The 13,978-nt window shown below is 49.8% G+C and carries 15 protein-coding genes; 14 read left to right on the forward strand and 1 reads right to left on the reverse strand.

Annotated features, from left to right (window positions below):
- Positions 1–21 precede the first annotated feature (21 nt).
- Together IEW74_RS02540 and IEW74_RS02545 are read left to right on the forward strand one after the other, a co-directional pair.
- Positions 22–585 (forward strand): 5-formyltetrahydrofolate cyclo-ligase, encoded by a 564-nt coding sequence (locus IEW74_RS02540; protein WP_229734213.1) that lies wholly within the window; start codon positions 22–24, stop codon positions 583–585.
- Positions 586–608: 23 nt separating this feature from the next.
- On the forward strand, positions 609–1,421 hold the full coding sequence (locus tag IEW74_RS02545) for a TIGR00282 family metallophosphoesterase (RefSeq protein WP_188661107.1): 813 nt from the start codon (positions 609–611) through the stop codon (positions 1,419–1,421).
- Between the two features lie 74 nt (positions 1,422–1,495).
- On the opposite strand, the gene IEW74_RS02550 is transcribed toward IEW74_RS02545, so the two are convergent.
- The gene (locus IEW74_RS02550; protein WP_188661110.1) at positions 1,496–3,658 is read right to left on the reverse strand and encodes a methyl-accepting chemotaxis protein; all 2,163 of its coding nucleotides are present in this window, start codon (positions 3,656–3,658) and stop codon (positions 1,496–1,498) included.
- Between the two features lie 361 nt (positions 3,659–4,019).
- Here IEW74_RS02550 and IEW74_RS02555 point away from each other — a divergent pair, with 361 nt between their 5' ends.
- The 12 genes from IEW74_RS02555 (at position 4,020) to tilS (ending at position 13,907) form a co-directional block, all read left to right on the forward strand.
- The gene (locus IEW74_RS02555; RefSeq protein WP_188661113.1) at positions 4,020–4,769 is read left to right on the forward strand and encodes a YebC/PmpR family DNA-binding transcriptional regulator; all 750 of its coding nucleotides are present in this window, start codon (positions 4,020–4,022) and stop codon (positions 4,767–4,769) included.
- Positions 4,770–4,772: 3 nt separating this feature from the next.
- Entirely contained in the window at positions 4,773–5,267 is a 495-nt protein-coding gene (gene ruvC, locus IEW74_RS02560) for a crossover junction endodeoxyribonuclease RuvC (RefSeq protein WP_188661116.1), read from the forward strand.
- Positions 5,264–5,896 carry a Holliday junction branch migration protein RuvA gene (ruvA, locus tag IEW74_RS02565; RefSeq protein WP_188661120.1) on the forward strand — a complete coding sequence of 211 codons (633 nt, stop codon included), beginning with the start codon at positions 5,264–5,266 and terminating at the stop codon, positions 5,894–5,896. The genes ruvC and ruvA overlap by 4 nt, the downstream gene beginning before the upstream one ends.
- A 12-nt stretch (positions 5,897–5,908) precedes the next feature.
- Entirely contained in the window at positions 5,909–6,961 is a 1,053-nt protein-coding gene (gene ruvB / locus IEW74_RS02570) for a Holliday junction branch migration DNA helicase RuvB (RefSeq protein WP_188661123.1), read from the forward strand.
- Positions 6,958–7,398, forward strand: a complete 441-nt coding sequence (gene ybgC / locus IEW74_RS02575; RefSeq protein ID WP_188661126.1) for a tol-pal system-associated acyl-CoA thioesterase — start codon at positions 6,958–6,960, stop codon at positions 7,396–7,398. Before ruvB ends, ybgC begins: the two co-directional genes overlap by 4 nt.
- Complete coding sequence (gene tolQ / locus IEW74_RS02580) at positions 7,388–8,119, forward strand: protein TolQ (RefSeq protein WP_188661129.1); 732 nt, start codon at positions 7,388–7,390, stop codon at positions 8,117–8,119. The genes ybgC and tolQ overlap by 11 nt, the downstream gene beginning before the upstream one ends.
- 3 nt (positions 8,120–8,122) lie before the next feature.
- Positions 8,123–8,581, forward strand: a complete 459-nt coding sequence (gene tolR / locus IEW74_RS02585; RefSeq protein ID WP_188661131.1) for a protein TolR — start codon at positions 8,123–8,125, stop codon at positions 8,579–8,581.
- A 9-nt stretch (positions 8,582–8,590) separates the two neighbouring features.
- Positions 8,591–9,475 (forward strand): cell envelope integrity protein TolA, encoded by an 885-nt coding sequence (gene tolA, locus IEW74_RS02590; RefSeq protein WP_506016867.1) that lies wholly within the window; start codon positions 8,591–8,593, stop codon positions 9,473–9,475.
- 109 nt (positions 9,476–9,584) lie between these two features.
- On the forward strand, positions 9,585–10,898 hold the full coding sequence (gene tolB, locus IEW74_RS02595) for a Tol-Pal system beta propeller repeat protein TolB (protein ID WP_188661137.1): 1,314 nt from the start codon (positions 9,585–9,587) through the stop codon (positions 10,896–10,898).
- A 119-nt stretch (positions 10,899–11,017) separates the two neighbouring features.
- Positions 11,018–11,521, forward strand: coding sequence for a peptidoglycan-associated lipoprotein Pal (gene pal / locus IEW74_RS02600; RefSeq protein WP_188661141.1), 504 nt, complete (start codon positions 11,018–11,020; stop codon positions 11,519–11,521).
- Between the two features lie 137 nt (positions 11,522–11,658).
- Positions 11,659–12,678, forward strand: coding sequence for a tol-pal system protein YbgF (gene ybgF, locus IEW74_RS02605; protein WP_188661144.1), 1,020 nt, complete (start codon positions 11,659–11,661; stop codon positions 12,676–12,678).
- Between the two features lie 23 nt (positions 12,679–12,701).
- Entirely contained in the window at positions 12,702–13,907 is a 1,206-nt protein-coding gene (gene tilS / locus IEW74_RS02610; RefSeq protein WP_188661148.1) for a tRNA lysidine(34) synthetase TilS, read from the forward strand.
- The last annotated feature ends 71 nt before the right edge of the window (positions 13,908–13,978 follow it).

Below are 13,978 nucleotides of genomic sequence, written 5' to 3' on the forward strand. Positions count from 1 at the left end.
TCAAATCCAACGAGGTGATGCGTGGATTCTTTAAAGGAAGAAAAAAATCGTCTGCGCTTGCGTATGCTATCGTTACGCAAAGGGATCAATAAGCCGGAACTTTCCTCGCTGTTGCAGCAAACGTTCTTGGGCGAAGATCATTTCAAATCTTATCAGAGGGTCGCGACCTACTGGCCTCTGTCCGGTGAACTTGATATCCGCGCGTTGTTGCCGTCTTTACAGGCGCGCGGGCAGGTTTGTGCGTTACCCGTTGTGTTGAACAAAAACACACCGTTGATTTTTCGCAAATGGTTGCCCGGTGATGTGTTGGTTGCGGGACCGCATGGGACACTCCATCCCCGCGAAGACGCACCGCTTGTTATCCCCGATTTGGTTCTTGTCCCCTTGTTGGCCTTTGATCTTCAAGGCGGACGTCTGGGGTTTGGCGGGGGGTATTATGATCGCACTTTGGCCAACTTGCCCACGGTTACCACGGTCGGAATTGCCTATGATGAACAGGCTGTGGATGATGTCCCGATGGATCGGCTGGATCAAAGAATGAACTGGATTGTTACGCCGACACGGGTTATTCACACCCAAGCGTGATTTTTGAAAAATGGACGAGATATATGCGTTTTCTTTATTGTGGTGATGTGATGGGCCGAAGCGGTCGAAAAGCAATTTTGGAACAAATTCCTCAATTGCGTGAGACACTCGGTCTGGATTTTGTCATCGTCAATGGTGAAAATTCTGCGCATGGGTTTGGCATTACCCGCAAGATTTGCGATGCCTTTTATGATGTTGGTGTTGATGTCATTACCACAGGAAATCATGCATGGGATCAGCGCGAGGTTATGAATTTCATTGACGATGAACCGCGCCTGTTACGCCCGTTGAATTACCCGGAAGGCACACCGGGGCGAGGCTTTCATGTCTATGAGATGAAAGATAATCGCCGTTTTTTTGTGGCACAAGTCATGGGCCGTTTGTTTATGGACCCGTTGGATGATCCGTTTACCATGTTGTCTGCGGTGTTGGATAAGCATGTTCTGGGGCGTGACGTGCACGGCGCCTTGGTCGATATTCATGCCGAAGCAACCAGTGAAAAAATGGCGATGGGTCAATATTTGGATGGGCGTGTGTCGCTGGTGGCGGGAACGCATTCCCATATCCCAACGGCAGATGCGCAGATTTTACCAAACGGTACGGCCTATCAAACCGATGTGGGGATGTGTGGCGATTATGACAGTGTAATCGGAATGGAAAAATCGGTCCCGATTGAACGTTTCACCAAGAAAATCAGTGGGCGTTTGACCCCGGCAGAAGGTCCGGCGACATTATGTGCCGTCTTTGTTGAAACCGATGATGAAACGGGTTTGGCCAAAATGGTTTCTCCGGTCAGGCTTGGCGGTCGTTTAATCGAAATTACCCCGACCTTGTAATGAATTAAACAAAAAGAAAAGCCCCGATGACGGAATGTGCATCGGGGCTTGTTTATTTTTAGGTGCTCGGCTTTTTAATTGCCGCGAACCTGTTGCAGGAATTTTTGAACAACGTCTTTCAATGCTGTTGCCTGAGAGTTCAGCCCGCTGGACGCTTCCAGCACCATTTGTGAGGCTTTGCCCGTTTCGGCGGCGGCAAGGTTGACGTTTTCGATGTTTTTTGTCACATCGACCGTGCCGCTTGCGGCTTCCTGAACGTTTTTGGAAATCTCAATTGTTGCAGCGCCTTGTTCTTCAACGGCGATGGAAATGCTGCTGGAGATATCGTTGATGTTGTTGATCGTTTGACCGATGTTGGAAATGGCGCTGACCGCATCGGTGGTTGCCGATTGCATCGCATCAATTTGTTCGGTGATCTCTGCTGTGGCGCGTGCGGTCTGATCGGCAAGGTTTTTCACTTCGGAAGCCACAACCGCGAACCCTTTACCGGCTTCACCGGCACGGGCGGCTTCGATGGTGGCGTTCAAGGCCAGAAGGTTGGTCTGTTCAGCGATGGAGGTAATCAACTCGACAACCTCGCCCACCTTGTTGGCGGCAGCAGACAGGCTGCTGACGGTGTCTGTCGCCTGCTGGGCTTCATCCACGGCTTCCTGTGCAATCCCACGCGATTGTTCGACCTGACGGGAAATTTCACTAATGGATGCGGACAGTTCTTCTGCGGCGGAAGCTACGGTTTGTACGTTACCGGTTGCCTGTTCGGCAGCTTGGGCAACGACACTGGATTGTTCCGATGTGGCGGCTGCGGTGCGCGACATACCTTGGGCGGTTGTTTCCATATCCTGTGCGGCAGTGCCAACGGCTTCCACCACGCTGCTGACGGTGTTTTCGAAATTGTCAGCCATCTGGTTCAGGAAGGCACGTTGTTTTTCTTCACTACGGCGTTGGGTTTCTTCTTGTTCGTCGCGGAGTTTTTCAACTTCTTGTGCGTTTTTACGGAAGATACGCAAGGCTTCCGCCATTTCACCGACTTCGTCTTTGCGTTCATCTTCAAGGATTTTGACATCCAGATTACCCGCAGCGAGGGCGTGCATCACCTTGGTCATGGCAGAGATCGGGGTGGCGAGGTTGCGGGCAACGACAAGACCGATAACGATAATGACAAGCAGTGTGATCCCGGCAGCAACGATGATAAAGGTGCGCATGGTCCGCACGGGTTCCAGAACTTCATCTTCGGACATTTCAGCAACCACACCCCAATGCATGCCCATGAAATCCAGTGGCGCATAGGCTGCAAAGACATCTTCGCCTTTAAAGTTTTTGGTTTCTACGAGACCGGATTCACCTTTAAGCGCGGCGTTTACAGCTTGGTTACTGATTTTTTGCTTAATTATGGTCTTTTCTTTGACCAGACGCAGGTCACTGCGCAACAAGTTGTCTTTCCCAATAATATAAGTTTCACCGGTGTTGCCAAGCCCGCGCGGGTTTTGCATAACCTGATCGATTCGTTTAATCGGCATGCGTACGATCAATGCACCGACGAAGGCATCTTCTTCGTTTTTCACCGGACTTCCCATAAAGCTGGCAGCTTCGTTATTATCCGCTTCATAGGCGGCAAAGTCTGTCATGGTAACAAAACCGTTGTTGTCGCCATTTTCCTTAATTTCTTTGAAAATCTTGGCTAAGTCGGTGTCTTTCCATTTTCCATTTTCAAGGTTGGTTGCAAAATCTTTCGCTTTGTAAACGGAATAAATAACGTTGCCTTTGGCATCGACAATAAACAAGTCGTGATAGGCGCGCGATTTGGCAAGCGGCTGGAACCATGCATGATAACGTTGATGTGTGTCATGGTAGGCGTCTTCACTTTGTCCGCGTGTCAGTTTGTCGCGCTCCTTGGCAGTATTGGAATTATCTTCAATATATTCCTTCTGCAAAAATGCGGTGGCATCGCCATATTCGGCACCGATATCTTCATAGTCAACAGCCAGTTCAACCAAGGCATTTTTTACCATTTGGTTGCTGGATAAAATCCCTAAGTCCTGATGTATCCCTTCCATCAAAGACGTGATGGAATGCGTACGGCTGTCGATAAGGGTTTGCATGCTGTCGTCAGCGGCAATTCGCATATTGTCGGCCGATTTGGTATAGGCAAGCAGTCCTGTGATCAGGATCGAAGCAAGCGCGAGAATGACGATGATAGCGGGGAGTTTGACTGAGATTTTGACGTTTGACAGTGACATTATCTTTTCCGATCTTTGGTTTCGGCCAACCTGTTATTGCAGCTTACTGCTTTTGGTCGAATTACCCCAAGGGATATTTCGCAAAATTCGGAACTATTTATGGCATAAGAAACCGTACATATGATAGGGAAAATTTTCTTTTTCTGTGAATCGGAAAGGTATATTTTTCATACAGTTAATGCGTATTATCTTTTTGTGTCTATACTTAAGGGTGATTCATTGTTGATAAATTGATACTTTAGTTAAAAATGGGAAATGTTCGAAGCTGCACATTGTTTGTTGTTGCCAAGATGTGCTAATAGAATGTCAGAGATGGATTTCTCGTCATTTTCAGAAAAGTTAAGGATTAAATGTAGGAACCATGGCTGGTCATTCCAAGTTTAAAAATATCATGCATCGCAAAGGCGCACAGGACAAAAAGCGCGCCAAAGAATTTGCCAAACTGTCAAAAGAAATTATGGTTGCCGCCGGGATGGGCACACCTGATCCCGATATGAACCCGCGCTTGCGTACAGCGATTGCTGCGGCGAAAGGGGCGTCCATGCCGAAGGACAATATCGAACGGGCCATTAAAAAAGGTTCCGGCGAGATGGATGGCGATAATTTCGTTGAAATGCGTTACGAAGGCTACGGCCCCGGCGGTGTTGCGGTTATTGTGGAATGCCTGACCGACAATAAAAACCGGACAGCTTCCGATGTGCGCTCGACTTTTTCAAAACGCGGCGGAAATCTGGGTGAAACCGGTTCTGTTGCCTTCAGTTTCGAGCGTCGCGGCCTGATCACATATCCGCTGGATGTTGCCGATGGGGATGCAATGTTTGAAGCTGCCCTAGAGGCTGGTGCGACCGAAGTGGAAACAACGGACGAAGCCCACGAAATTTCGTGTGAACCCGATGAGCTGCATGCGGTTCTGGATGAATTGGTCAAACAGTTTGGTGACTCAAAAGGGGCGGCACTGGATTGGAAACCGACCAACACGACCGAACTGGATGCCGACAAGGCGCAAAGCCTTATGGGACTGGTTGAAGCGTTGGAAGATCTGGACGATGTTCAGGATGTCTTCACCAATATGGAAGTTTCTGACGAGGTCATGGCAAGTCTGGCGGGCTAGGCGATGCGGATCGTGGGGCTGGACCCGGGATTGCGCATAACCGGATGGGGGATCATTGATATTGATGGGAACCGGATGCGGTGTATTGCCGATGGTGTCATTAAAACAGATTCCAAACGCCCCTTGGCGGAAAGACTGGTACAGCTTTACGAAGGGATCGAAGATGTTCTCAAACGCTTCGGTCCCATCGAGGCGGCTGTGGAAGAAACATTCGTCAATAAAAACCCGAATTCGACATTGAAATTGGGACAGGCCCGTGGTGTCGTGATGTTGACACCGGCGCGTGCCGGATTATCTGTGTTTGAATATACACCCAATCAGGTCAAAAAGACGGTGGTGGGGAGTGGACATGCGCAGAAAGAACAAGTTCAAATGATGGTGAAAACCTTGTTGCCAACCGCCCAAATCGAAATTGCAGATGCAGCAGATGCGTTGGCGGTGGCGATTTGTCATGCGCACAATCGCAATACGCCCGATAAATGGGGAGGGATCGCATGATTGCCAAATTAAAAGGCTTGGTCGATTCCGTTGGGGAAGATTGGGTTGTTCTGGATGTCAACGGGGTGGGCTATCTTGTCTTTGCTTCTGCAAAAACATTGGGGAAATTGCCCAAGGCTGGCGAGGCAACATCACTTTTGATCGAAACCCATGTGCGCGAAGATCATATTCACCTGTACGGTTTTGGTGATGTTGCAGAACGCGACTGGTTTAAGCTTTTAACAACGGTTCAGGGCGTTGGGGCCAAAGTCGGCTTGGCTATTTTATCAGCCTTGACGGCGCAGGACATCATGCATGCGATTGCTGCACAGGATAAAAAGGTTTTAACGCAAGCCAATGGTGTTGGCCCGAAAGTGGCAACACGGATTTTAACCGAACTGAAAGATAAAGCCGGTGCCATTGCACTGAGTACCCCTGAAGGGTCTTTGTCTTCGTCGGGACGTGCGGCTTCGTCATCAACGGGTTTTGGCGGTGCGCCGGTGGAGGCGGTTTCCGCCCTTGTCAATCTCGGTTACGGGCGCAGCGAGGCTTTGGCCGCTGTTTCCAAGGTGAACAAGGAACTCGGCGGTGAAGGTAAACTTGATGATTTGATCCGCCTTGCCTTGTCGGAATTATCGGTGTTGGGCTAGGGGGCATCAGATATGTATGAAGATGAAAACCGCGTGGTCTCGCCGGAACGTTTTGAAGATGATGTTTCTGAAAATTCCCTTCGGCCTTTGGCGTTAAACGAATTTATCGGTCAAAAACAAGTCCGTGAAAATTTAAAAATCTTTGTTGAGGCCGCGCGCGCGCGCGGGGATGCAATGGATCATGTGTTGTTTTATGGTCCGCCGGGACTGGGGAAAACAACACTGGCTCAAATCGTTGCACGTGAACTGGGTGTCGGATTTCGCGCGACATCCGGCCCGGTGATTGCAAAAGCGGGGGATCTGGCGGCGCTGCTGACCAATTTGCAGCCTTATGATGTTCTCTTTATTGATGAGATTCATCGCCTCAACCCGGCTATTGAAGAAGTGCTCTATCCGGCGATGGAAGATTTCCAGCTTGATTTGATTATTGGGGAAGGTCCGGCTGCGCGTTCGGTTCGCATTGATCTGCCGCCTTTTACTTTGGTGGGGGCGACAACGCGTTCGGGGCTTATCACCACACCGTTGCGTGATCGTTTTGGCATTCCGTTGCGGATGAATTTTTACGAAGTGGACGAACTGGAAGAAATTGTCACGCGTGGTGCCCGTATTTTGGGGATGGAAATGACATCGGACGGTGCACATGAAGTTGCAAAACGTGCCCGTGGAACTCCCCGTGTTGCCGGGCGTTTGTTGCGCAGGGTCCGCGATTTCGCCCATGTGGCCGGTGTGTCCCCTGTGGATGCTGTATGCGCCGATGGGGCCTTGAACCGTCTGGAAGTGGATCATCGCGGTCTGGATGAGATGGACCGCCGTTATCTGAAATGTATTTGCGAAAATTACGGGGGCGGCCCTGTTGGCGTGGAAACGATGGCAGCGGCCTTGTCTGAACAACGCGACACGATCGAAGAAGTGATGGAACCTTATTTGATCCAGCAAGGCTTGTTAATGCGCACCCCGCGCGGACGGATGTTATCGGAAGCCGCCTATCGTCATTTGGGATTGGACGCGCCAAAGGGACGCGAGGCCGCGCAAATGGATTTGTTGAAGAAAGTGGATAACGAATGACTGTGGGCCGGTTGGAAGGCGATACCTTCATTTTCCCCATCCGTGTCTATTATGAAGACACAGATGCGGGTGAAATTGTTTATTATGCCAATTATCTGAAATTTGCTGAACGCGCACGCACTGAATTTTTACGATATTTCAATATTCATCAGTCAGAATTGCTGGAAAAGGATCGGATTGCGTTTGCGGTACGCCGCGCGGAAGCGGATTATCGCAAACCGGCGAAGCTTGATGATTTGTTGGAAGTCCATACCCGTCTCGTTAAGTTGGGTGGGGCGTCTTTGGAAATGGAACAGGTCTTAAAACGTGATGGCGAAACGTTGGTTTGCGTAAAAGTGCGAATCGCCTGTATTCATTTGGAAGGACGTGCGGTGCCTATTCCGAAGACTATCAGACAGGTATTTATGAAAATGTTAGGGGTTCACAATGGAAAATAATCTGGTCGAGGCAGCCGTACTGGCAGGCTCCGTTGAGGTACACGACCTGAGTATGCTTGGTTTGTTTCTGCGAGCCGATCTTATCGTACAGTCTGTGATGGTCGGTTTATTGCTGGCTTCCATCTGGTGTTGGGGGATTATTTTCGACAAGATCGTGCGTTTACGCCGTTTGAATAAAAAAGCAGATAGTTTTGAGGATAAATTCTGGTCCGGGCAGTCTTTGGACCAATTGTATGACGCCCAAGGCAATCAGCCGGAAGACCCGATGTCTGCTGTGTTTGTGACCGCAATGCGCGAAGTCCGTCGATCTCAGGCCAAAGGGCGCGGTAACGGGGATGAAATGCGTACCCGTTTGCAAGACCGGGTTGATCGTGTGATGCAAATTACGGTGGGGCGCGAAATGGAACGTGTTGAAAAAAATATGACCTTTTTGGCCTCGACTGGTTCAACAGCCCCGTTCATCGGTTTGTTCGGAACTGTGTGGGGGATTATGAATGCCTTTACCGCGATTGCGCAAACCAAGAACACCACATTGGCAGTGGTTGCCCCCGGTATTGCCGAAGCTTTGTTTGCAACGGCACTTGGTTTGGTTGCTGCGATTCCGGCGGTCGTGGCTTACAACAAACTCTCTCGCGACCTTGATCGCTATGCCGGGCGTCTGGACAGTTTTTCCGGTGAGTTCGGTGCGATTTTGTCTCGTCAACTAGACGAAAAGAAGTAAATCATGGGTGCGTCATTCAATTCAGGATCAGGTCGACGCGGGCACTATGGTCGTCGTCGCTCCTCAGCGCAAATGTCGGAAATCAACGTGACCCCGATGGTCGATGTGATGCTGGTGTTGCTGGTCATTTTCATGGTGACGGCCCCCTTGCTGACAGTGGGGGTTGAAGTGGACCTGCCGAAAACCAAGGCAGGTGAAATTCACGGGCAGGACGAACCTCTGGCAGTGAGTATTGATAAAGAAGGTAAGCTTTTTGTTCAGGATACGGCTGTTGAATTGGATGGGTTGGCACCCTTGTTGATGGAAATTTCCAAAAACAATATGGATATCCGTATTTTTGTGCGTGGTGATGAAAAAATCGACTATGGCACGGTTATGCGGGTTATGGGGGTTTTAAATGGTGCCGGTTTTTCCAAGGTTGCGCTGATCGCACGCAATCCTGCCAACAGTCAAAAGAAATAATCAGAAGTGATGCGCGGCCCCTTATCCATATCGTTTTTCCTTCATCTGGCAGTTATTTTGCTGGCTTACTTTGGGATTCCGTTGTTACCGGATCGTGATTTGATTGTGGAACCACCCATTGTTGTGGAAGTGGTGCAAATTGATGATGTCTCCAACGTACCCACGCCCAAACCTGTGACAAAAAAGCCGGAGCCACCGAAGGAAAAACCGAAACCGCCGCCACCAGCACCCAAACCGCAGCCCCCGGCACCGAAGCCGGAGCCAAAACCTGCGCCAGAACCGGAACCCAAAGCCGAGGTCGTGCCGGAGAAAAAGCCGGAACCGAAACCTGAGCCCAAACCTGAACCGAAGCCGGAACCGGTGAAGCCGAAGCCGCGTGTTCAACCACAACAGGTCACGCAAAAACCAAAGCCGCCGCAGCGCAATGACTTTGACAGTTTGATGAAAGACTTGGCGCCGACTTTGAAAGAAACGGCGAAGAAAGAAGAAAAAGAACAGGAAGATTTAAAACTGGATGATCTCGCCAAGTCTATTCAGGAAGCCATTAAACAACCGAGTAAGTTTAGTGATGCCTCGCGTCCGCTTACCATTACCGAAATTGATGCGTTGCGCCAGCATATTGCCAAATGTTGGAACCCGCCTATTGGGGCGCGTGAAGCGGAAAATCTGAAAATTGAAATTGAAGTCACGATGAACCCGGATGCAACACCGCGTGCGGCTTCCATTGCATCACGTACCCGCTTGTCCGATCCGTTTTATCAGGCGGCAGCGGAAAGTGCGTTGCGTGCGGTGAATAATCGTCGCTGCTGGCCTTATCCGTTGTCGCGTGAAACGTATGATCAATGGCGTGATCTGACATTGATTTTTGATCCGAAAGAACTTCTGGGTCTGTAAACAGAGTAAGAATTGCAAGGCAGGGGATCAGGTTTTTGTCGTCTGGCCCTTGGCAGAACCACAGGAACTGCGTATCTTGCATCAAACGCATTGAACAGGACTGGATGACATGAGATTCGCACTGCGCTGTCTAGCTATTTTCACCATTATGGTTTCTGCCTTCCCCGCATGGGCCGAATTACGGGTTGATATCACACAAGGGCGTGTGGAACCTATGCCGCTTGCGATTGTGGAATTTGATGGCGAAACGGCAGAAGCCGCCCAGATCGGCGCGCAGATTGCCCAGGTGGTTTCGGCTGATCTGGAACGTTCCGGCCTGTTTCGACCGATTGATCCTAAAGCCTTTATCCAAAAAGAACTGTCCATGAAGACATTGCCGCGTTTTGGGGATTGGCGGATTCTAAATGCGCAAGCCCTGGTGCAAGGTTTTGCTGTGCCACAAGGAAACGGACAACTTGCGATCCAGTTCCGGTTGTGGGATGTGTTTGCTGAACAGCAGATGGTCGGTTTGGCCTATAATACCGTGGCGGATAACTGGCGCCGTGTGGCCCATATTATCGCCGATACCATTTATCAACGTATCACCGGGGAAAGCGGTTATTTCGACACCCGTATTGTTTATGTGGCGGAATCCGGTCCGGCCAATCGCCGGGTCAAACGTCTGGCGATTATGGATCAGGACGGGGCGAACCATAAGTTTCTGACAGACGGACAAGACATGGTTTTAACACCGCGTTTTTCACCGACATTACAAGAAATTACCTATCTGTCCTATTATCGCAACACACCACGGGTTTACCTGTTTAATATTGATACGGGCCGTCAGGCTGTTTTGGGTGATTTTCCGGGTATGACCTTTGCACCACGTTTTTCTTTTGATGGCACCAAAGTCATCATGTCTATGGCGCAAGACGGCAACTCGGATATTTACACAATGGACTTGGCGACTCGACAGACGAAACGTCTGACCAGCCATTCCGCAATTGATACGTCCCCCAGTTATTCCCCGGATGGAACGCAGGTGGCGTTTAACTCGGACCGGGGGGGGGCTCAACAAATTTATGTTATGGATTCGAACGGTAAAAACGTCCATCGCATCAGTTTTGGCAAGGGTCGCTATGCAACACCGGTCTGGTCACCGCGTGGTGATTTGATTGCATTTACAAAAATGTTAAGCGGTAAATTCTATATTGGTGTCATGCGTACGGATGGCAGCGGGGAACGACTTTTAGCGGACGGTTATTTGGTCGAAAGCCCAACGTGGTCGCCCAATGGCAGGGTTTTGAGCTTCTTCCGTGAAACCCTTCGCGGTGAAGAAAAAACGACGAAAATCTATACCGTAGACCTCACGGGTTACAATGAAAGAGAGCTGATTACACCCCTGGAAGGGTCCGACCCGGCATGGTCCCCCTTGATTCCTTAAAAATAGCTGCCTATAGTCAAACTTAAGACTTTGACGTTATTCGTCTTAATTCGGGGGGCGTCTAGGGGTCTGTGTAAATTATCGGTTTAAAACAAATAGTCCTAATAAGGGGATTGCTCATGCGTAAGTTTATTGGTCTGGTTGGTGCTGTTGCTCTGCTCGCAGCTTGTGAGACCGCTCCTCAAGATGGTGCCAATGCAACAGGCACCGGTAATGCGAATGCGACGGCTGCTCAAAAACTCGGCCCGGCTGCTGGTTCAGCTCAAGATTTTGTTGTTAATGTCGGTGACCGTGTGTTCTTCGGTTTCGACCAGTACAACCTCACTACAGACGCACGTGCGACTTTGGACAAACAAGCAGTTTGGCTGAAGAAATACCCAAGCGTTACAATCGCGTTGGAAGGCCATGCTGACGAACGCGGCACACGCGAGTACAACCTTGCACTGGGTGAGCGTCGTGCAAATGCGGCCAAAGAATATTTGGTAAGCCTCGGTGTTGATGCGGCACGTGTTAAAACCATTTCCTATGGTAAAGAACGCCCGGTTGCGCTGGGCCACAACGAAGCAGCATGGGCACAGAACCGTCGCTCTGTGACTGTTGTTTCTTTGGGTGCAGGTTCTTAATTTAAAAATTAAGTTCTCTGGTAGACCTTTTAAACAAGGCGTTTGCTGCATATCTTGTGGCAAACGCCTTGTTTTTTTGTGTAAATGGATGCACAAAGACAGTACGTGAAATCAACGCAGGTTCCGAATCTATGAGAATGTCCCTAAAAACTCTGTTCGCCACTACTTTTTTGATGACCGCCACGATTATGCCAGCTTATGCACAAGATAGTGATATGCAGGCCTTGGTCGATCGGCTGGAACGGATGGACCGGGATATAAAGGCCCTGAATTTGAAAGTCTATCGTGGCACAAACGCCCCGGCAATTTCTGGCGGCGGTGAAGATGTCAGTGGTCCGCTGGGCGCACGTTTGAGCATTCGAATCAATGAGTTGGAAAATCAACTGCGCCAAATGACCGGGCAGATTGAGGAAACGGCCTTTCGCATTTCACAGTTGACCACGCGTTTGGATAAACTGGTCGTTGATGTTGATTATCGTCTCACCGCGCTGGAAGGTGGTACCCCGAATGGGGGGATGGCCCAACCCAATGAAGCCGGAACGCAAGGTGAAAGCGTTGCGAATTTGCCAAACGGTGTATCGGGTGAGCAACTGCAACCTCCCGCACCGTCTGGGCAAGAAGCCGCAGAAACCCAGCAAACGACACCAGCGGGCAGCCAGCCCGGTGTGCTTGGGACGTTGGAAGAAAAAGATCTGACAAACCCGACTTTATCACAGAAACCGTTGGAAAATACGCCAACTGCCGGACAAGTGGAACAGCAGCAAGCGGCTTTGACGCCGCAAGCGATGTATGAAAGTTCCCGACAAATGTTGATGCGTGGTGAATTCGCCGATGCTGAAAAGTCGTTTAAAACTTTCCTCGAAGAAAACCGCGAGCACGAACTGGCAGGCAATGCACGTTACTGGCTGGGTGAAACCTATTATGTGCAAGGCAATTATGCCCAAGCGGCTGCGACTTTTCTGGAAGGCTATCAAAAAGATGCACGTGGGGCGAAAGCGCCAGACTCTTTGTTGAAGCTGGGCATGTCTTTAAAACGCATGGATAAAAAACGTGAAGCCTGTGCGGCCTTTGGTAAATTGCGCGCGGATTTCCCCAAATTGCCGGCCCATCTGTCTAAAACGCTGGAGCGCGAGCGCACTGCGGCCCAATGCAGCTAAGCCGGGATGAATTTTCATCTTTAATGACAAGCTTCCCCGATATCGGGGAACGCTTTGCTGTCGCTGTGTCCGGTGGTGCCGATAGCCTTGCCTTGTGTCTATTGGCGGCAATCTGGGCGAAAGACACGGGGCGTCATCTGGTGGCGCTGAGTGTGGATCATGGCTTGCGTACCGCTAGTCGTCAGGAATGCAACGGATTGCATGAAACTTTGACGGCAAAGGGGATTGAACATCATATCCTGACATGGGTGGGCGAAAAGCCGACATCGGGCATTCAGGCGGCTGCGCGTGAGGCACGTTATCAATTGATGTCCAGATGGTGTCTGGAAAATCAAATTGAAGATTTGATGGTGGCTCATCATCAAGATGATCAGGCGGAAACGTTTCTGTTACGTTTGGCACGCGGCAGCGGTGTGGATGGTCTCGGGGCCATGAAAGCGATAACCCAGTACGGGGAGATAAGGTTGCTACGCCCGCTTTTGGATATTCCTAAATCGAGATTAATCTCGACATTAGAGACGATGGGGCAGGATTGGGTGGAAGATCCCTCCAATCAAAATGAAGATTTTGATCGGGTGAAAATTCGTAAAAACATGGCCTTGTTTCAAGATCTTGGCTTAACATCCGAAAGGTTGGTGCAAACTGCCCATGCGATGCAACGCGCTGGCGATGCTTTGCAGCGCATGACGAGAAACTGGTTAAAACAATATGCCCACCTGTTTGAGGAAGGTTATTGTATTATCGAACGGACCGGACTGGATGGGCTGGAGGATGAAATCCGGCTTCGCAGTCTCGCCCGAATCGGTATGGTAATCAGCGGCGAAATTTATCCACCACGACTGGAAAGACTGCAACGTTTATCCATGAGCCTGAAAAAAGGCAGCGATGCAACATTGATGGGCTGTCGCTGGATCGTGCGCAAAGACGATATTCTTGTCTGTCGAGAAGTGCGTCATTTTGATGTGCCGGATAATCTTTATCAGATTGATTATCCTCATTCATTCTCGGGTTTGAAACTGCGTATATTGGGGCAGGAAGGCTGGAAACAGCTTTTGAAAGAAAGAAAAAGTGTGGATGATTTGAATATTCCGAAACCCGTGATTTATACCCTTGTGTCGTTTTGGGATGAGGAAGGGGTTTTGGCTGTTCCACATTTAGGTTATCAACGCGTGGGTAGCGAATTTGAGGCACAATTAACGTTTATCGCCAAAAAGAGGCTGTTATCGTAAAGTTTCGCCTTGCGTGAGTGAGAAAATAGCTTATCTCTAATTCACTAAGAATTGTACGAATACGAAGGAAG

This window comes from Terasakiella brassicae (genome assembly GCF_014641495.1).
GTDB lineage: Bacteria > Pseudomonadota > Alphaproteobacteria > Rhodospirillales > Terasakiellaceae > Terasakiella > Terasakiella brassicae.